The organism is Hyphomonas atlantica corrig. (assembly GCF_017795365.1).
Taxonomy (GTDB): domain Bacteria; phylum Pseudomonadota; class Alphaproteobacteria; order Caulobacterales; family Hyphomonadaceae; genus Hyphomonas; species Hyphomonas atlantica.
Genome location: NZ_CP051254.1, coordinates 1544017 through 1562421 on the forward strand (window position 1 = coordinate 1544017; position 18405 = coordinate 1562421).

An 18405-nucleotide genomic window follows, 5' to 3' on the forward strand; every position below is an offset into this window, starting at 1 on the left:
AGGCGGGGCCGATCCGGACCTGTTATCAGGAGGTGTGGTTGAATGGGACTGATCTGGTGGATATTGCCAGCAATCGCGGCCGTGATTGGCCTGATGCTGCTGTTTGCGGGCTTCGGAAAACTGGCAAAACTGAAAGCGGGTTCCGGGGCGTTCCGGCTGACCTTCGGGGTCGCATTTCTGGCGCTGGCGGGCGTCGTGGCCTTTGCGGGCTTGAATCTGCAGACTTATCAGCGCCTGACCAAGGAACGCTATGCAGCGAACATCAAGTTCGAAGCCGTTGAAGGCGAAGAGAACGCCTATGTGCTGGACCTGACCTTCTCGGATGGCCGCAAGCTGCTGGAAGAGAATGGCGCCCAGCCGATCCTGCGTGGCAATGAATTCGAAATCGGCGCGCAGGTGATCAAGTTCAAACCCATGGCCAATATGCTTGGCTATGACTCGATCTACCGCCTCGACTTCATCGAAGGTCGCCTGTCGCGCCGGTTCACGCCGGAAGCGGTGACCGAGGCGACGACGAATGGAATCGCGCTGGCCGCCAATCCCGGCTTTGACGTGCACCGCATGGCGCAGGAGCAGGGAGGGCGGTTTGGCATTGATGCGCAATACGGCTCAGCCACCTATCAGCCGATGGGCGACGGGTTCGAGTATGTGGTGAACATCTCTCAGGACGCATTGATTGCGCGCCCCAGCGAAGCGACGAAGGTGTTGATCCAGAAACAGCGCTATCCGGGTTACAGCTCGACGCGGGAGTCTTCCCAGTGAACCCGTGGGACCGTTACGTTGTCCCGCACTTGGTCTCGTGCGCTTGCCAGACGAAGCCGATCATGAAGCAGCGTGAGAAGGTGGTGCCGCAGGCGAGCGGCCGCGTTCTGGAGATCGGGTCAGGGTCCGGCACGAATTTCGCGCTGTATGATGCCAGCAAGATTGACCATCTTTACGCGTTGGAGCCATCCGAAGTGATGCTGGACAAGGCGCGGCGAGCCGCTGGCAGCCTTGGCATTGGACACCATATTGACTTTCTACAGACCGGCGCGGAATCCATTCCGCTCGAAGACAATTCGATCGACACAGTCGTGATCACCTTTGTGCTCTGCACCATCCCGGATTGGGAAGCGGCGCTGAAGGAAGTCCGCCGTGTGCTGAAGCCCGGCGGGAAGATCCTGTTCTCTGAACACGGTCTCGCGCCAGATGAAGGCGTCGCGAAATGGCAGCGCCGGATCGAGCCGATCTGGAAGCCCCTGGCGGGCGGCTGCCATCTGACGCGCGATACTGAGGCCATGCTGGCGACGGCGGGGTTCCGACTGGACGAAGCTGAAACCATGTATCTGCCATCGACGCCCAAGATTGCTGGCTTTGTCAGCTGGGGCAGCGCCGTCGCGGTGTAGAACACGGGCGTGCGACAGCCTCCCTATCTGCCTTTCCTGGATGGTCCACCCGGCATTGCGCCGGGGCTGAAGCCAATCGCGCCGGAGGCCTGGTTGCTGCCGGATACAGAGGCCGGGTCATGGCTCACCGACAAACGCGCCCTGATGCGAGAGCAGCGCGATGCCGTGTTCGCGGCGCGCGATGCGGATGCGGAGATGGCAGAAGTGGCGGAGGCCGTGCTGGCCGTGGCGGGCCCTGCGCGCGGTGACTGGCCCACGGCGCTGGAGGCGGCGTCTTCAACCGTGTCAGATGATCTCTGCGTGATGATCCGCAGCGAAGACGGGCTGTGGCGATTGAGAGCCGCCAGCCTGTGCGCGCCGACCTATTGGCGCTTGTCTGAAAAGTTCGAGCAGCCGCTCGGCGGCCTGCACAGCCCGGTGCCCGGCGGCGATCCCGGACTGGCAAAGCGCATCTCCCGCATCTTTGACGGCCTGCGCCCGGATTTCATCCTTGAGCGGTGCAATTGGTCGGTCCAGCCAGGCAATGCGCGGTTCACGCCCAGCTCTGCGCCCCTGAAGGAAATGGCGGCGGAGATGGCCGAGGCGGATGCGCTGGACCAGCTTCATCTTCGGGTGGAGCGCCAGACGATCCGCAAGATGCCGGAGACAGGCGCGGTGCTGTTCACCATTCGCGTGGTGAATGATCCGCTGCGGGCCGCGCTGGCCACGCCGGGCCATATCGACGCCTTTGCCGATGCGTGGGCGCGGGTTGATCCTGGCATGTATCGCTACAAGGGCTGGCAGCTGTATGACCGGCTGATCGGCGCAGCACTGGACGCTGCCCGGAATCCCGTTAGTTCCTGATGTGACAGAAAAGACGAGGCAGGACCGATGAAATACTGGCTGTTCAAATCCGAACCCGACGCCTGGAGCTGGGACGAGCAAAAGGCCAAGGGCGATGAGGGCGAAGAGTGGAACGGCATCCGCAATTACCAGGCCCGCAATTTCATGCGCGACATGAAGATCGGCGACCGCGCTTTCTTCTATCATTCAAACAAGGGGCTGGAAGTGGTTGGCGTGGTGGAGATCTGCGCCGAAAGCGCGCCAGATTCCACGACCGATGACCCGCGCTGGGACTGCGTGCACGTCAAGGCGCTGGCCGACATGCCCAAGCCTGTGAAGCTGAAGGATGTGAAGGCCAATCCGAAGCTGGAAGATATGAGCCTTGTGACCTCGTTCCGCCTGTCGGTGCAGCCGGTGAAGGCGAATGAGTGGAAAGAGGTCTGCCGCATGGGCGGTCTGGACCCCAAGACGCTGAAGCCCGTTTGAGGCCGCTTGAAAAAAGCTCGAAAAAGCGTCTGGCGAAAAAAATGTTAGCGTGCAACAATACGCCTCGATAAGGGGGCGTATTGATCCATTTCGCCCCGTGAGAAACGTCACAGGGAGAACGGCATGGCTATGCGTCGACATGGAATACTCAATAAATTCAACTTATTAGGCGCTGCGGCCTCTGTCGCTTTGCTTGCGGGCTGCGCGACGGCCCCGGCCGAGCAAGCCCAGGCAGACCTCGTTGAAGCGCCGGTCGAGGCGACGCCACAGATTCCGCCCTATATGGACGCCTCCCTCAGCCCGGAAGCGCGGGCGAAAGACCTCGTCAGCCGCATGACGCTGGAGGAAAAAGCCAGCCAGATGTATGACAAGGCCGCTGCCATTCCGCGCCTTGGCATACATGAGTACAATTGGTGGAACGAGGCGCTGCACGGCGTCGCGCGCGCAGGCCACGCCACGGTTTTCCCACAGGCCATCGGCATGGCAGCCACCTGGGATGAAGACCTGATGCTGGATGTGGCCACGGTCATCTCTGATGAGGGCCGCGCCAAGCATCACTATTACGCCTCTGAGAATGTCTACGCCATGTATGGCGGCCTGACCTTCTGGTCTCCGAACATCAACATATTCCGCGATCCGCGCTGGGGCAGGGGGCAGGAGACCTATGGGGAAGATCCGTTCCTGACAGGCCGCATGGCCGTGAATTTCATCAGCGGCATTCAGGGCGATGACGAGAAATACCTGAAGGCGATCGCGACCGTGAAGCATTACGCTGTGCATTCCGGGCCGGAGCCGTCGCGCCACCGCGATGACTATCACGCATCTGATGCAGACCTTTGGGAAACCTATCTGCCGGCCTTCAAGATGGCGTTCGATGAGACCGATGTCGGCTCTGTCATGTGCGCGTACAATGCTGTCTGGGGCGCACCCGCCTGTGGCAGTGAACGCCTGATGGTCGACCTGTTGCGCGATGAACTGAAGTTTGACGGCTATGTCGTCTCTGATTGCGGCGCGATTGGTGACTTCTACTATGATGAGGAAAAGCATGCGGCGGGTGAAGCGCCGTATGCGGCACATGATTATGTGAACACGCGCGCCGAAGCGGCCGCGCTCGCCGTGAAGATGGGCACGGACCTCAATTGCGGTGATGGCGAAGGCAACAAGATGGACGCCCTGCCAGACGCCGTGGCGCAAGGCCTGATCGATGAAGCGACCATCGACCAGTCGGTTGAGCGGCTTTACACCGCCCTGTTCCGCCTTGGCATGTATGATGACCCTGCCGATGTGCACTGGGCGCAGACACCGCACGAGATCGTGGCCAGTGAGCCGCACATCAACTTGTCTGCAGATGCTGCGCGTCAGTCCCTCGTCCTGCTGAAGAATGATGGCATTCTGCCCCTGGCGGCGGATACGAAAGTTGCCGTGATTGGTCCGAATGCCGACAATTGGTGGACGCTGGTTGCCAATTATTATGGTCGCCCGACGCAGCCCGTCACGGCGCTGGAGGGCATCAAGGCAAAGATCGGCGAAGAGAATGTCACCTATGCGGTGGGATCTACGATCGCAGGCGACAACTACTCGGACTACAAGCCTGTGCCGGCATCAGTCCTCTTCCACGAAGATGCGGATGGCAATCTCGTGTCCGGCGTGAAGGCGGCCTATTACGACAACAAGGAGCTCGAAGGCGCACCGACGCTGGAGCAGGTCGAATCGAACATCGATTTCTACTGGGATCGTACGCCCAGCACGGGCGGTCTGAATGATGAGTTCAGCGCAACCTGGGAAGGTGTGATCGTTCCGGAGACGGATGGTGTCTATCGCTTCCAGCCCTCACGCTGGACCGAGGTGACCATCAATGGCGAAACCGTCGGCGAGATGGACAATGTCGAGATGCAGGCCGGCGAATCCTACGCTGTCCGCATGGTGCTGAAGTTCGACAGTGGCTGGCCGCGCGATCAGCTGGACAAGTATGCCTATCTCAACTGGACGGATGTTTCGCGCGATCTTGAAGCCGAAGCCCTGGCGGCAACCGAAGGCGCGGATGTGATCCTGTTCTTCGGCGGCATCGATGCCAATCTGGAAGGCGAGGAGATGGGCGTGGAGCTGGACGGCTTCCTTGGTGGTGACCGTACGCACATCAAGCTGCCGGAAAGCCAGGAAAAGCTGCTGAAGAAACTGCACGCCACGGGCAAGCCGGTCGTGATGGTGAACTTCTCGGGCTCCGCCATAGCGCTGAACTGGGAAGATGAGAACCTGCCGGCCATCGTGCAGGCCTTCTATCCGGGGGAGCAGGCTGGCAAGGCAATCGCCGAATTGCTCTGGGGCGATTTCTCGCCGTCTGGCCGTTTGCCGGTAACGTTCTACAAGTCAGTCGACGATTTGCCGGACTTCCTCGATTATTCGATGGCGAACCGGACCTACAAATACTTTGAGGGTGAGCCGCTTTACGCGTTCGGGCATGGCCTGTCCTACACCGACTTCACCTATGGTGGCTTGTCGGTGCCGGAGACGCATGATGCGTCTGAGCCGTTGACGCTCAGCGTAACGGTGACGAATTCCGGCGACATGGCGGGCAAGGAAGTGGTGCAGGCCTACATCCAGCATCAGGACCGCGCGCATGAGGGCGTACCGCGCATTGAACTGGTCGCCTTTGACGTGGTGGAGCTGGCACCGGGCGAGAGCGCGGAGATTCAGTTCGATCTCTCGCCAGACCGGATCGGCTATTACGACACCGACGGCAATCCGGTGACGCCAGAAGGCAGCACGGCAATTCTCTCAATTGGTGCCGGCCAGCCTGGCTTCGTGAGCGATGAAGATGCCCTGACAGCTGAAGTGACGTTCACATCCGCCGAATAGGCGACACCTGATTCAATTCGGAAAGGGCCTGCCATCACGGTGGGCCCTTTTGTCCAAATGGCCATGTTTGTGTGCAAGAAAGCCTGAAATGGAAAAGACGATCATGGAGCCAGACAGGGTGTCTGCCTCCACAATCGTCCCGCGTCCCACTTTGGCAATGCAGTATCGGTATGCCACCCAGCCTGGTGTCTTGATGGTGGTACCGATCCAGAAACTCAGTGCTTCTGAACCTCCACATTGGTGTTTTTACATACCACTGGTATGTTAGCTCGACAACCGCAAAGCTAATATGCCCAGATCAAGAACGAGAAATGCTCCCGAAACGCGCGCCGCCATCCTGGAAGCGGCCCGGCAGCGCTTTGCCTCGGAGGGATTCGACGCGAGCCTGTCCAGCATCGTCGCTGATGCTGGTATCACCAAAGGGGCGCTGTTCCACCATTTCGAGAACAAGCAGGCCCTGTATCTTGAAGTCTGGACCAATCTGCAGACCGACATGGCGAGGGATACGCAGAAAGCTGCGCTTGCCAACCGGTCTCCGGAGGATCCCTACCAGGCGATCCTCGCAGGGTGCCGTCGCTATCTGGAATGGACCACGCGGCCGGATTTCCAGCGCATTGTCCTGATTGAAGGGCGGGGTGTGCTCGGCATGACGGAGTGGATGTCGAATGAGAGAGATGTCGGACGAGAAGTCGTGCGTTCGGCGATCGGGTATCTCGTTCAGCGCGGGTTGATCGCCGACGACCGCGCTTCAACGCTTTCCGTTATTGTCCAGGGGGCATTGCACGGGGCAGGCCTGGCGCTTGCCCGCAACATAGACGGCGTTACCGTGGATTCGATTTGCTGCGCGCTGGATAGCATGCTGCGCCAGATGAAATAGTCTGCCGCTCACGATATCGGGATCGGTATGCCATCGGTCGCGGGATTGACGCGCCACCAGCCCGCAATCGCGTAGCGCAGGCGCTCGGTGCGCTGCACGGCGTGAGGGATTGTCTCTGAGAGCATCATTACGACCCCGCCGCCTTCCGGTACGAGCGTGGCGACATACGGCGCGTCTTCGCTTGCCCCTTCCGGCCAGACGAGCAGGGCGCCGCCATCGGCTGCGTCCCATGTGTCATTGAGATAGACAACCAGCGACACGATACGGTTTCGCGCGCCTTCAAAACTGTCGAGATGGCGATCATAGAAGCCGCCTTCCGGATAGACGGCAAAACAGGCCTCGAATTCGAACAGGCCCAGCATCAGATGGCGATTGAGCGCCTGTCGCCAGGTTTCGGCCCAGGCCGAGAAGGCGCGCTGCGCATCGCTTGAATCGTCCAGCCAGGTAATGCGGGTCTTGCGAATGGAGCGGTCGACCTGAAAGGCATCGTCGCGGCCAATACCGGCAGGCGCCAGCGCGGCCTCCGCATCCAGCGTCTCGATCTCTTCGCGCAGGGCCCGCAACAAGGTGTCCGGCAGCAGTCCGGGCTGCCATGACCAGCCTTTGTCGGCGAGGTCATCCACCACGCAGCCGATACGGTTGTCACCCGGGAGGGGAGGAGGGGCGATCATCGGTGGGTCAATTGTCGGGAGCGCGTTGGCCGGATCAGGCCTTGTGCGCCGCCATCAGGTCCGCAAAGCGCTGGAACAGGTAGAAGCTGTCCTGCGGGCCGGGGCTCGCCTCCGGGTGATGCTGCACGGAGATGATCGGGCGGTCTTTCACGGCGAGGCCGGAATTCGTGCCGTCGAACAGCGAGCGATGGCTTTCTTCCACGCCTGCCGGAAGCGTCGACGGATCAACTGTAAAGCCGTGATTCATGGACACGATCTCGACCTTGCCGGTCGCCAGGTCTTTTACCGGGTGGTTCGCGCCATGATGGCCTTGCGCCATTTTCATGGTCTTCGCGCCCAGCGACAGGGCCAGCAATTGGTGGCCGAGGCAGATGCCGAGGATCGGCAGGCCCTTGTCGATGACGGCGCGGATCATGTCGCCGGAACGCGCGATGGTGGCCGCCGGATCGCCGGGGCCGTTCGAGAAGACCACGCCATCAGGGTTCAGGGCGAAGATCTCTTCGGCGGTGGCATCGCCATTCACGACGCTGGTGCGGATGCCGACCTGGGCGAGGTTGCGCAGGATGTTCTTCTTCACGCCGAAATCCACGACCACGACGTGATGGTCGGCGTTTTCCATGTCGCTGAAACCGCCGGCTACTTGCCAGAGGCGCTGAGCGTTTTCAAAAGGTGTGTCGGTGTCGACATCGGCCGCCAGATCGGCTGTCTCCAGCCCTTGCCAGCCGCGCGCGGCTTCAACCAGAGCATCAAGATCGATATTGCCGTCTGGCTTGTTGCAGATCGCTGCCTTCTGCATGCCTTGCTCGCGTACGAGGCGAGTGATGGCGCGCGTGTCGACGCCGGACAGGGCCACGATGTTGCGGCGGGCCAGCCAGTCGCCAAATTCCTCGCCGGAACGCCAATTGGAAGCCGGTGTGATGGGTTCGCGGAAGATCGTGCCGCAAGCGCCATTTGCGCCCGGCGCCGAGGATTCCTCATGATCGTCAGGGTTTGAGCCCACATTGCCGATGTGCGGGAAGGTGAACAGCACGATCTGGGAGGAGTAGGAGGGGTCTGTCAGGATCTCCTGATAGCCTGTGATCGCGGTGTTGAAGCAGAGTTCACCCACATGAACACCTTCGGCGCCTGCGCCTGTCCCCAGGAAAATAGTGCCATCAGACAAGGCGATGGCTCCCGTGGCGGTTGTGCTGGCTTGCTTTTTGCTCTGTTCGGACATATTTGGCTTGCCTTCCGGGATCATTGTCAGACGGTTAATACCTTCTGACGACATATTTTCCGGGTAATGGGACTGAGTCCCCGCAACGTCAAGCATAGTAAGACGTTGTTGGTGTGAAAGGCGTATTTCGAATGGGCCACGAAGACAAATCTGACATGATGACCTTGAAGGCTCGTGTTGCGCAGGCGCTGAATGCGGAACGTGAGAAAGACGAAGGGTGCACGACCCGTTTGTCCACGCTTCGTCTCATCGACGCCGCCATTCGGGACAGGGATGTCTGCGCGCGTGGGCGCGGCGACACCGAGGGCTGCCCGGACGCCGATGTGCGCAACGTGCTGGAAACCATGATTGCCCAGCGTGAAACAGCCGCGCGCGAGCATGATGAAGCCTGTCGTATTGAAGATGCGATGCGCGAGCGCGAAGAAATCGAGATCATCCGGAAATTCCTGCCGGAGCCATTGTGCACCAAGGCGCTGGAAGCCGCCGTGGAAGAAGTGGTCGAGGATCTTGGCGCGACCAAGCTGAAGGACATTGGCCGCTGCATGTCTGCGCTGAAAGAGCGTTATCCCGGCAAGATCGAATCCGGCCCCGCCGGAAAGGTGATGCGCAAGGCGCTCACGGCAAACAAGGAAGCGGCGAAATAAGCCGTACAGAGCTGGTTAATTCTGCGAAAGGTTGGAACTAAGGCCGGGAGCGGTCCGTTTGTTGTGTGTTGATAGACAACGAAAGGACTTTGAAATGAAACGGCTTTTTCTGACTACGAGTGCTGCTGCCCTGATGCTGGGTGCTGCAGCGTGTTCCGGTGCTGAAACCCACACGAAAACCGCTGACAATGACTCGGCTGTGATGACCGAAACAGCGGCTTATGATGCTGAATATGCGAGCGGCGACGCAACCGAGGACGATTTCGATGTCGATACGCGGGTCGCTATGGGCGATGCAGACCAGGCTGAGATCGAGCGTGACGATTACGTGCTCGCCTCCGACGAATTCCTGACATCTGAACTGATCGGTGAAGATGTCACCGATGCCAATGGCGAGGAAGTTGGCGAAGTTGAAGACGTGCTTCTGGCGTCAGGCAACATGCAGCCAATGCTGGTCATCCGCGATGGATTTGCCGGCGATCTCCACACGGTTTCCTTCGATCAGGCCGAGATCTGGTTTGACGAGGAAGGCGAGCCTGAAGCCCGCATGGACCTGACGGAGGACATGCTGGACGATCTGCAGGAGTTCGAACAGGAAGGTCTGAACGATTATCGCCTCGCCTCCGAGCTGACCGGTACGAATGTCCGCCTCGGCTTCAATGACAAGGATGTTCGCGTGACGGACATGATCATGAAGACGGATGGTACGGCCAAGTACGCCGTGGTTTCGAACGGCATCGTCGATGCTGTCACGGATGAGCGCTTCCTGATCAACCCGGCGAAGATCGTCGTGTCGCAAGGCGACAGCGATGGTGAAATGATGATCGACCTGTCTGAGGAAGAATTTACCAACGCGATGAGCTTTACCGCTGACATCGACTAATTGATCTGACATTTGATCAAAGAAGGGGGCCCTGCTGGCGCGGGGCCCTTTTTCTGTTTTTCCACCGACACATCTGGGCGACAGCGTTTCCCCGCCGCGCCAATGAAGGTAAACTGCCGAACTATGAGTTCAACTGTCCGCATCCCTGATGGTTTTGTTGATGAGCTGAAGGCCCGTATCCGGCCTTCGGACGTGATCGGCCGCAAGGTGAAGCTGACAAAAAAGGGCAAGGAATGGGTCGGCCTGTCGCCATTCACCGCGGAGAAGACGCCAAGCTTTTACGTCAACGACCAGAAGCGCATCTTCAAATGCTTCTCGTCCGGCATGGGCGGCGACGTTATCAGCTTCGTGATGGAAACCGAGCGCCTGTCCTTCATGGAGGCGGTCGAGAAGCTGGCCGAGGAAGCCGGCATGGAACTGCCCAGGGCAGATCCGCGCGCTGCCGAAGCCTATGATCATCGCAAGCGCCTGCAGGAGGTCTGCGAGGCGGCGGCGGCCTATTTCGAAGAGAGGCTGCAATCCTCTGAAGGTGCCGGCGCGCGGGAATATCTTGAAGGGCGCGGGTTGAAGCCTGCCGCCTGGAAGCGTCACCGGCTGGGCTATGCGCCGGATGATTGGCGCAAGACAAGCGCACACTTGAAGGCCGAAGGCTTCACACAGGCCGAGATTCTTGAAGCGGGCCTGACCAAGGAAAGTGATCGCGGCGGCGAGCCCTATGACGCATTCCGGGGGCGCCTGATGTTCCCCATTCCGGATAGCCGGGGCGGGATCATCGCCTTTGGTGGCCGTGCGCTGACGCCGGATGCGAAGCCGAAATACCTGAATTCTGGCGATACGCCGCTATTCCACAAATCCCGCGTGCTCTACCGCTACAAGTCGGCCCGTGAAGCACTGGGGCATGGCGAGGGCGGCGGCCTGATTGTCTGCGAAGGTTATATGGACGCCATCGCACTGACCGAAGCCGGTTTCGGACAGGCCGTTGCCCCGCTCGGCACGGCGCTGACCGAGGAGCAGATCAGCCTGCTGTGGCGCGCTGGCCCGGAGCCCGTCCTGTGTTTTGATGGCGACCGGGCAGGGCTTGGCGCAGCCTATCGCGCGGTGGACCGGGCGCTGCCGCATGTCGAGCCGGGGCGGTCATTGTTTTTCGTGCTGCTGCCGGATGGCATGGATCCGGACGACCTGATCCGTGAACGCGGGCCCGTGGCGATGGGCGAAGCGCTGGAAGCGCGCATTCCATTGTCAGAACTGCTCTGGCTGCGCGAGCGCGATGCGGAGCCGCTGGACACGCCGGAGCGTCAGGCGGGACTGGAGGCGCGCCTGATGCAGGCGGCGGCACAGATCAAGCATCCTGGCGTGAAGGCGGCCTATGAGCGCGATCTGAAATCGCGGATGCGAGACCATTTCTGGCAGCTCCGCCAAGCCAAGCGGCAGAATGGATTTACCAAGGGCAAGCCCGGTGGCCGGGGGCAGGGCGGCGCGCCGGCCTTTGGATCGCAGCCTGGCATTCAGGCAAATAAGGGCGGCCGCCAAAACCCCGGCGTGCTTCTGCTGATGCAGGCGGTGATGAGCCCTGCCATCCTGTCGGGCATGGAGGAGATCCTGATTGCAGCCGATTTCCGCAATCCGATGTCGAACCGGCTGCGCGACGTGATTGTCGACTTCCTGATCGAGGATGAGGAGCTCAGCCTGCAGGCCGTGTGTGACCTGCTGGTGCGCGAGGGGCATGAGCATGAGCTGTCGCAGATCGACATGACCCGCATTTCTCGCATTCGGACAGACGAGCCAGCCTACAAGTCCTGGAAGGCTGCCATCGAGGTCTTCATTCCCGTCGACACGGCCCCATCTGCGGACGACGAGGTGCGCCGCCTGAAACTGAAGCGGCGACTGGTGGCAGAGCGGCGCAAGGCGCATGAGGAGCGGGTTCTGGTGGACCAGCAGGAAAAGGCGATGGGCAAGGCCAATATCGGCGATTTCTGGAAACAGTTCGAAGAGAAAAACCCCTGGTTCAAGCAGGATGGGTCCAACGAGTAGGCAATCCGGACCGAAACGCAGGAAAACCTATTGACCGCAACGCATTCCGTGCCCATTTATCGTAACTTGGGAACATGCGCGCTGCCAAATTGCTCAACGACGATCCAAAGACGCCTCTGAACGCGGTCAAAGAACCCGAGGCAAAGGACTGGCCCAAGGCCACCGAGCACCACATGGTAGACGGACGTTCACACGCGGCTGGTTCTGACCGTGGCATGAAAGATGCTGCGTGCGATGGATCGACCCTGTTGTCACCGGTATGGCACAGGCGTCTCAGGCCCGTTGAGAACCGAACGGCCCCACGGGGCCGCATGAACAAGGCAGCAGGATCAGTCAGCGAAAGCTAACAGGGCAGGCAATATTTCGGGAGGGTTCCGGCAGGCGCAGCCGGTTCCTCACAGGAGAGAATTGAATGGCAACAGCCACCAAGAAAAAGAACGTCTCAGGTGACGGCGACCGTGAAGACGACAAGGACAATGAAAACGGCCTGGTCGACTTCAGTGCGACAGACGTCAAGAAGGTCCTGAAACGCGCTCAGAAGCGCGGCTTCATCACGCATGATGAAATCAATGCCCTTCTCCCCAATGACGAGATGACCTCGGACCAGATCGAGGACGTGATGTCCCAGATTTCCGAAATGGGCATCGCCGTGGTCGAGAACGAGGAAGAGGCCGAAGCCGAGGGCAAGGCGCTCACCAAGATCGAAGACAAGAAGGTCGTGGCCAAGAAAGGCAACGCCCGCGGTTCTGACCGGACCGATGACCCGGTGCGCATGTATCTGCGCGAGATGGGCGCGGTGGAACTGCTGTCTCGCGAAGGCGAGATCGCCATTGCCAAGCGCATCGAGGCTGGCCGTGACGCGATGATCCGCGGCTTGTGCGAAAGCCCGCTGACCTTCGAAGCCATGATGGTGTGGCGCGACGAGCTCGTGAATGAACGGATTCTGCTGCGTGACCTGATTGACCTTGAGGCGACCTATGGCGCGGAAAACCCGCCGCCTGAGCCCAAGCCCAAGGAAGAGGAAGACGAGGCCGACGAGGCGAAAGCCGACGGCGAAGAATCTTCAGACGATGATGACGATGAGGACGAGGATGATGCTGCGGCAATGTCCATGTCTGCCATGGAAGCCGAACTGCGCGACGGTGTGCTCGCCAAGCTGGACGAGATCGCCGACGATTTTGCGAAGTACCGCAAGCTGCAGGACAAGCTCGTCAACCGCCGCCTCGAAGGCAAGGACCTGACGCCGAAGGCTCAGGAAGAGTATGACGAGCTTTCCAACTCCATTGTCGAAAACCTGAAAACGATCCACATCAACAATGCCCGGATCGAGGCGCTGGTCGAACAGCTCTATGCCATCAACAAGAAGCTGATGGGCATGGAAGGCAAGTTGATGCGCATGGGCGATGCCTATGGCGTGCCGCGCAAGGAATTCCTCCAGAACTATTTCGGCCGCGAGCTTGAGCCGGATTGGCTGGATCAGGTCAAAGGCCTGTCGGCCAAGTGGAAACGCTTCGCCGAGGGCAAGGAAGCCGAGATCACCGAGAGCCGGGAAAATATCTCCGAGATTGCTCAGGAAATCGGCATCCCGATCGATGATTTCCGCCGCATCGTCCAGACGGTGCAGAAGGGCGAACGCGAAGCGCGCATCGCCAAGAAGGAAATGGTCGAGGCTAACCTCCGCCTCGTGATTTCCATCGCGAAGAAATACACCAATCGCGGCCTGCAATTCCTCGACCTGATTCAGGAAGGCAATATCGGCCTGATGAAGGCGGTGGATAAGTTCGAATATCGCCGCGGTTACAAATTCTCGACCTACGCAACCTGGTGGATCCGTCAGGCGATCACCCGGTCCATTGCGGACCAGGCGCGCACGATCCGTATCCCGGTGCACATGATAGAGACGATCAACAAGATCATCCGCACCCAGCGCCAGATGCTGCACGAGATCGGCCGCGAGCCGACCCCGGAGGAACTGGCCGAGAAGCTGGGCCTGCCGCTGGAGAAGATCCGCAAGGTCCTGAAGATCGCGAAAGAGCCGATCTCTCTGGAGACGCCAATTGGCGATGACGAGGACTCAAACCTCGGCGACTTCATCGAAGACAAGATGGCGCTTCTGCCTGTCGACGCCGCGATCCAGTCAAACCTTCGCGAAACGACGACGCGCGTGCTCGCCTCGCTCACCCCGCGTGAGGAACGCGTGCTGCGCATGCGCTTCGGTATTGGTATGAATACGGATCACACGCTGGAAGAAGTCGGTCAGCAATTCAGTGTGACCCGCGAACGTATTCGCCAGATTGAGGCGAAAGCGCTCCGCAAACTGAAGCATCCGAGCCGCAGCCGCAAACTGCGGAGTTTCCTGGATACGTGAGGCGCGCGCGCCGATCCAAGTTTGAAAAAGGCGGCCCGTCGAGGCCGCCTTTTTTGTGCTTTGTAAGGTGACTAAGCCCGCAGCGCCTGATCCAGATCTGCGATCAGATCGTCGGCGTCTTCGATGCCAATGGAGAGGCGGACCGTGTCAGGGGCGGCGCCCGCGGCGATCTGCTGGGCCTGTGTCAGCTGGCGGTGCGTGGTCGAGGCCGGGTGGATGACCAGGCTGCGCGCGTCGCCAAGGTTCGCCACATGGCTGAACAGCTGAAGATTGCCGACAAATTTCGTGCAGCCCTCATAACCGTCCTTCAGCTGGACGGTGAACAGGGCCCCTGCGCCTTTCGGGCAGATCTTCGGAACACGGTCCTTGTAGGGTGAGGAATCCAGGCCGGCATAGGTGACGCCTGCCACAGCGTCATGGCCTTCCAGCCAGGCGGCAATCTTCTTCGCATTTGCGACATGCTTTTCCATCCGCATGGAGAGCGTTTCGATGCCCATCAGCGTGTAGTGCGCGGCTTGCGGGTTCAGCGTCATGCCAAGGTCGCGCAGGCCGATGGCGATGCCGTGGAAGGTGAAGGCCGCCGGGCCGAACGTCTCGTGGAAATTCAGGCCGTGATAGGCCGGCTCGGGCTGGGAGAGGGACGGGAACTTGTCAGAGGCCGACCAGTCGAATTTACCGGAATCGACAATTGCCCCGCCGGTCACCGTGCCGTTGCCGGTCATGTATTTCGTCAGCGAGTGAACAACCAGCGTCGCGCCATGTTCGATTGGGCGGCAGAGATAGGGCGTCGCCGTCGTGTTGTCGACAATCAGGGGGATGCCTGCGCCGTCGGCGATTTCGGCAATCGCGTCCAGATCAGTGATGTAGCCACCGGGATTGGCGATGGTCTCACAGAAGATCGCCCGCGTATCGTCATTGATCGCGGCCTTCACGGCGTCGAGATCGTCAAAGTCCACAAAGGTGGCCGACCAGCCGAAGCGTTTGAAGGTCTGGCTGAACTGGGTGATCGTGCCGCCATAGAGGCGCGTGGAGGCGACAATGTTGCGGCCCGGCGCCATCAACGGGAACAGCGCCATGATCTGGGCCGCGTGGCCAGAGGAGCAGCAGACTGCGCCCGCGCCGCCTTCGAGCGCGGCGATCCGGTCGCCCAGCGCGCCAACGGTCGGGTTGGTCAGACGGGAATAGATATAGCCAACTTCCTGAAGGCCGAAGAGCGCAGCGGCATGGTCCGCGTCGCGGAACACATAGGCGGTCGTCTGGTAGATCGGCACTTGACGGGCACCGGTGGCCGGATCCGGGTTTGCACCGGCGTGAATTTGCTGGGTGTCAAACCCCATTGGCTTGCCGTCGGTCATCGCGGCGTCTCCCTTCCTGTCTCGGCCCTCCGCCGAAACGGGTGGGCTCAGTTGAACGTGTCACACTGGCGTGGATCGCCGGTCTGATAGCCGCGGCTCAGCCACTCCATGCGCTGTTCGGCAGAGCCGTGAGTGAAGGCTTCCGGGGTGACGCGACCCTGGGAGCGCTTCTGCAGCATGTCGTCGCCAATGGCATTGGCCGTTTTCAAACCTTCTTCCATGTCGCCGCGCTCAAGTGCAACCTTTCCGTTCGATGCCGTTGCGGCATGAGCGGCCCAGACACCGGCATAGCAGTCGGCCTGCAGCTCCAGAGCAACGGAATATTTGTTGGCTTCGGCTTTGCTGCTGGCGCGCTGTTGCGCCTGACGGACCTGCTGTGATGCGCCGGTGAGGGTTTGCACGTGGTGGCCGAATTCATGGGCGATGACATAGGCACGGGCGAAGTCAGCGCCGGATGCACCAAGCTGGGTTTCCATCTGCTGCCAGAAGGACAGGTCCAGATAGATGGTCTGGTCAGCGGGGCAGTAGAAGGGGCCCATCGCGGCCTGACCATAGCCGCAGCCCGTGCTGGTGCCCTGGGAATAGACCACGACATTTGGCTTCTTGTAGCCATCATAGAGGCCAGCCCAGACATCGTTCACATTGGTGCCGACAACATCCACGAACTGGCCGGCCTCATCTTCCGGTGTGCCAACATCGCCGGTTTGCTGCTGGTTGGACATGCCGCTTCCGGCTTCGAGGAGAGGCTGCGGGTCAATTCCGAGGAAATAGGACACGACCAGCGCGATGAGCACGAAACCGATGCCGCCACCGGCCAGCTTGCCGCCGCTCATGCCTCGCCTGTCTTCGACGTTGCCGCCCCTGCGTCCACCTTTCCAGCGCATGTCCCACCTCCGTCATGCCGATTGATTTAAGCTCATCCTGAAATACAGGCTCGTGCCAGTACCGTCACCCCGCAATGGCAGGCTGTGATTGCCGGGTGCCGGGCAAGCCTGTAAGCGAAGCGTATGCAGACCCAACTCACAATACAGAGCCGGGGTTCCGGTCTTTACGAATTCACACGCGATGCGGCCGAGTTTTTGGCAGGGGCGGGCGACGGCTTGCTGACCCTGTTCTGCCAGCACACATCGTGCTCGCTTGTCATTCAGGAAAACGCAGATCCCGATGTGCAGCGTGATTTGCAGGCATTCTTCCGGCGGCTCGTGCCGCATGCGAATGATCCGTCGATGAGTTACCTTGTGCACCGCACCGAGGGGCCGGACGACATGCCCGCCCATATCAAGGCAGCCCTGACACAAACGTCGCTCTCGATTCCGGTGACGCGCGGACACATGGCCCTTGGCACCTGGCAGGGGATTTACCTGTTCGAACACAGGGACGCGCCGCATAAACGGCGTGTGGTGGCGCACTTCCTGTCCTCACGCGGCTGATCCGCCCAGCGAGAACGCTTGTTTCAAATGATCATCGAACCGTTCGAAATCGGCTTCGATGTTGGGTGCCTTTGACACGTCGTGCGCAGCAAAGCTTGGACGGGCTTGCATCCCGAAAAAGCGGAAATTCAAATGGATTGGCCAGAGCAGGTCTTCGACTGACCGACCTTCGAAGAAGACCTGTTCAGGATTACTGAAGGCAGACCCGGGCGCATTCAGGGTCAGTGACAGCATGTAGCGTGTCTCGGTCATCCGTCCGCCACTGCCATACTGACGGGAGGGGTCTTTTCGGCTTCGTCCGTCGCCCTTCGACAGGCGTCCGTCCATGCCGGCCGTGTACACTTCATCAAGATAGCGCTTCAGGGGCCAGGGAAGGCCCATGGAATTCAAGGGAAACTGGAACAGGATGGCATCGGCCCAAAGCTGGTTTCGGACTTCTTCTTCCGTGTCCCATCCATCAGCAACACGCCTGGACCGAACAAGCCAGCCTGAGTCCTCGAACAGCCTTTTCGCGCGCTCGACAAATGCCGCGTTGAGTGATCCGGAAGACGTTGGAAAGGGCTGGTGCCCATTGATGATCAGGACGTGGTGCATGAAGAGGTTCTGGCATTCCGGAAGACGGGTCTCAACTTCACGGCCTTGTCAGTATCGCTAAGCGAGGTCCTATTCCTCGAATGTAATGCCGTCTGCGTCCGCGCCCAGGTCTTTCAGCGTGCTCTTGGTGTCGTCGATCATCTTGTCAGGGCCGCAGACATAGAATTGCTGGTCAAAGTCTCGGACATGGTGCTGCAGGAAGCCCTTGTCGATCTTCCCGCGATCAAGCGGCGAGCCGTCCTGGTCCGTGACTGTCCAGATGCAGTCGAGCCCTTCCATCGCCTCGAATTCTTCACGCAGGATAATGTCCTTCTCGGTCTTGTGAGAGGCGATCAGGGTGTGCCCGTTCAGTTTTCCGTCGGCGGCGAGCTTTCGCAAGATGGCGATAAAGGGTGTGACGCCCGCGCCACCTGCAATGAAGACACCGGGGCCCTTGTAAGTGATCGTGCCCCACGCTTCGTCCAGCAGGAGGGCGTCTCCTGCTTGCATCGACCATAGCTCGTGCGTGACACCGTCATGATCGTGATAGGATTTGATGGTGAATTCGAGCGTGTCTGCATCGGGCAGGGCGGTGAATGTGAAGGGGCGCGTTTCGTCCCGCCAGCCATCCTTGTCCAAGGCAATTTCGGTTGCCTGACCGGGCTCGAACTCAAATCCGTCGGGTTTCTCAACACGGTAGCGACGCACATCGTGCGTGACGGGTTCGGTGTGCAGAATTTTGACGGATGTTGGCATGAGGCGCTCCTGAAGGGATATTCGCCTCTATTGACGTGGCCCGGGCCGATTT

17 protein-coding genes are annotated in these 18405 nt (G+C 60.2%); 11 read left to right on the forward strand and 6 right to left on the reverse strand.

Features of this window, described 5'->3' with window-relative positions; all coding sequences use genetic code 11:
• Positions 1-42: 42 nt before the first annotated feature.
• From HF931_RS07640 to HF931_RS07665, 6 genes are all read left to right on the forward strand, one after another.
• A complete protein-coding gene (locus HF931_RS07640; RefSeq protein ID WP_273242862.1) occupies positions 43-762 on the forward strand; it encodes a hypothetical protein in 720 nt (239 codons plus the stop codon).
• A gap of 62 nt (positions 763-824) precedes the next feature.
• On the forward strand, positions 825-1385 hold the full coding sequence (locus tag HF931_RS07645; protein WP_241764105.1) for a class I SAM-dependent methyltransferase: 561 nt from the start codon (positions 825-827) through the stop codon (positions 1383-1385).
• Between the two features lie 9 nt (positions 1386-1394).
• Complete coding sequence (locus HF931_RS07650) at positions 1395-2228, forward strand: heme-dependent oxidative N-demethylase family protein (protein WP_273242864.1); 834 nt, start codon at positions 1395-1397, stop codon at positions 2226-2228.
• Between the two features lie 27 nt (positions 2229-2255).
• Positions 2256-2693, forward strand: a complete 438-nt coding sequence (locus HF931_RS07655; protein WP_035546921.1) for an EVE domain-containing protein — start codon at positions 2256-2258, stop codon at positions 2691-2693.
• A gap of 129 nt (positions 2694-2822) precedes the next feature.
• Positions 2823-5549: a glycoside hydrolase family 3 C-terminal domain-containing protein gene (locus tag HF931_RS07660; protein WP_423786727.1), complete on the forward strand. Its 2727-nt coding sequence runs from the start codon at positions 2823-2825 to the stop codon at positions 5547-5549.
• A gap of 289 nt (positions 5550-5838) precedes the next feature.
• Positions 5839-6426 carry a TetR/AcrR family transcriptional regulator gene (locus HF931_RS07665; protein ID WP_273242868.1) on the forward strand — a complete coding sequence of 196 codons (588 nt, stop codon included), beginning with the start codon at positions 5839-5841 and terminating at the stop codon, positions 6424-6426.
• An 8-nt stretch (positions 6427-6434) separates the two neighbouring features.
• Here the strand turns inward: HF931_RS07665 and HF931_RS07670 are convergent, their stop codons facing one another.
• Positions 6435-7097, reverse strand: coding sequence for a 2OG-Fe(II) oxygenase (locus tag HF931_RS07670; RefSeq protein ID WP_273242870.1), 663 nt, complete (start codon positions 7095-7097; stop codon positions 6435-6437).
• A 34-nt stretch (positions 7098-7131) separates the two neighbouring features.
• Complete coding sequence (gene carA, locus HF931_RS07675) at positions 7132-8313, reverse strand: glutamine-hydrolyzing carbamoyl-phosphate synthase small subunit (protein WP_035548122.1); 1182 nt, start codon at positions 8311-8313, stop codon at positions 7132-7134.
• Between the two features lie 131 nt (positions 8314-8444).
• Here carA and HF931_RS07680 point away from each other — a divergent pair, with 131 nt between their 5' ends.
• The 4 genes from HF931_RS07680 to rpoD all read left to right on the forward strand — a co-directional run bounded on the left by HF931_RS07680 (position 8445) and on the right by rpoD (position 14239).
• Positions 8445-8957: a GatB/YqeY domain-containing protein gene (locus tag HF931_RS07680; RefSeq protein WP_241764103.1), complete on the forward strand. Its 513-nt coding sequence runs from the start codon at positions 8445-8447 to the stop codon at positions 8955-8957.
• 94 nt (positions 8958-9051) lie between these two features.
• Positions 9052-9840, forward strand: a complete 789-nt coding sequence (locus tag HF931_RS07685) for a PRC-barrel domain-containing protein (protein WP_273242873.1) — start codon at positions 9052-9054, stop codon at positions 9838-9840.
• Between the two features lie 123 nt (positions 9841-9963).
• On the forward strand, positions 9964-11871 hold the full coding sequence (gene dnaG / locus HF931_RS07690; RefSeq protein WP_273242875.1) for a DNA primase: 1908 nt from the start codon (positions 9964-9966) through the stop codon (positions 11869-11871).
• A 412-nt stretch (positions 11872-12283) separates the two neighbouring features.
• Positions 12284-14239, forward strand: a complete 1956-nt coding sequence (gene rpoD / locus HF931_RS07695; RefSeq protein ID WP_273242877.1) for an RNA polymerase sigma factor RpoD — start codon at positions 12284-12286, stop codon at positions 14237-14239.
• A gap of 71 nt (positions 14240-14310) precedes the next feature.
• Here the strand turns inward: rpoD and HF931_RS07700 are convergent, their stop codons facing one another.
• Positions 14311-15594 carry an O-acetylhomoserine aminocarboxypropyltransferase/cysteine synthase family protein gene (locus HF931_RS07700; protein ID WP_273242879.1) on the reverse strand — a complete coding sequence of 428 codons (1284 nt, stop codon included), beginning with the start codon at positions 15592-15594 and terminating at the stop codon, positions 14311-14313.
• A gap of 47 nt (positions 15595-15641) precedes the next feature.
• Complete coding sequence (gene ypfJ, locus HF931_RS07705) at positions 15642-16478, reverse strand: KPN_02809 family neutral zinc metallopeptidase (RefSeq protein ID WP_273242881.1); 837 nt, start codon at positions 16476-16478, stop codon at positions 15642-15644.
• Between the two features lie 123 nt (positions 16479-16601).
• On the opposite strand from ypfJ, the gene HF931_RS07710 reads away from it, so the two are divergent.
• Positions 16602-17024 carry a secondary thiamine-phosphate synthase enzyme YjbQ gene (locus HF931_RS07710; protein ID WP_273242883.1) on the forward strand — a complete coding sequence of 141 codons (423 nt, stop codon included), beginning with the start codon at positions 16602-16604 and terminating at the stop codon, positions 17022-17024.
• On the opposite strand, the gene HF931_RS07715 is transcribed toward HF931_RS07710, so the two are convergent.
• Positions 17013-17618 (reverse strand): NAD(P)H-dependent oxidoreductase, encoded by a 606-nt coding sequence (locus tag HF931_RS07715; protein WP_273242885.1) that lies wholly within the window; start codon positions 17616-17618, stop codon positions 17013-17015. The two genes, HF931_RS07710 and HF931_RS07715, sit on opposite strands and share 12 nt — an antisense overlap.
• Before the next feature lie 69 nt (positions 17619-17687).
• Entirely contained in the window at positions 17688-18353 is a 666-nt protein-coding gene (locus HF931_RS07720; RefSeq protein ID WP_273242886.1) for an FAD-binding oxidoreductase, read from the reverse strand.
• Between the last annotated feature and the right edge of the window lie 52 nt (positions 18354-18405).

Bases quoted from the DNA above. Each gene is read 5' to 3' on its own strand.
- HF931_RS07640 (WP_273242862.1), top strand. From the start codon at position 43: ATGGGACTGATCTGGTGGATATTGCCAGCAATCGCGGCCGTGATTGGC.
- HF931_RS07680 (WP_241764103.1), top strand. From the start codon at position 8,445: ATGGGCCACGAAGACAAATCTGACATGATGACCTTGAAGGCTCGTGTT.
- ypfJ (WP_273242881.1), bottom strand. From the start codon at position 16,478: ATGCGCTGGAAAGGTGGACGCAGGGGCGGCAACGTCGAAGACAGGCGA.
- HF931_RS07645 (WP_241764105.1), top strand. From the start codon at position 825: ATGAAGCAGCGTGAGAAGGTGGTGCCGCAGGCGAGCGGCCGCGTTCTG.
- HF931_RS07660 (WP_423786727.1), top strand. From the start codon at position 2,823: ATGCGTCGACATGGAATACTCAATAAATTCAACTTATTAGGCGCTGCG.
- HF931_RS07700 (WP_273242879.1), bottom strand. From the start codon at position 15,594: ATGACCGACGGCAAGCCAATGGGGTTTGACACCCAGCAAATTCACGCC.
- HF931_RS07655 (WP_035546921.1), top strand. From the start codon at position 2,256: ATGAAATACTGGCTGTTCAAATCCGAACCCGACGCCTGGAGCTGGGAC.
- HF931_RS07670 (WP_273242870.1), bottom strand. From the start codon at position 7,097: ATGATCGCCCCTCCTCCCCTCCCGGGTGACAACCGTATCGGCTGCGTG.
- HF931_RS07710 (WP_273242883.1), top strand. From the start codon at position 16,602: ATGCAGACCCAACTCACAATACAGAGCCGGGGTTCCGGTCTTTACGAA.
- HF931_RS07720 (WP_273242886.1), bottom strand. From the start codon at position 18,353: ATGCCAACATCCGTCAAAATTCTGCACACCGAACCCGTCACGCACGAT.
- HF931_RS07665 (WP_273242868.1), top strand. From the start codon at position 5,839: ATGCCCAGATCAAGAACGAGAAATGCTCCCGAAACGCGCGCCGCCATC.
- rpoD (WP_273242877.1), top strand. From the start codon at position 12,284: ATGGCAACAGCCACCAAGAAAAAGAACGTCTCAGGTGACGGCGACCGT.
- carA (WP_035548122.1), bottom strand. From the start codon at position 8,313: ATGTCCGAACAGAGCAAAAAGCAAGCCAGCACAACCGCCACGGGAGCC.
- dnaG (WP_273242875.1), top strand. From the start codon at position 9,964: ATGAGTTCAACTGTCCGCATCCCTGATGGTTTTGTTGATGAGCTGAAG.
- HF931_RS07685 (WP_273242873.1), top strand. From the start codon at position 9,052: ATGAAACGGCTTTTTCTGACTACGAGTGCTGCTGCCCTGATGCTGGGT.
- HF931_RS07715 (WP_273242885.1), bottom strand. From the start codon at position 17,618: ATGCACCACGTCCTGATCATCAATGGGCACCAGCCCTTTCCAACGTCT.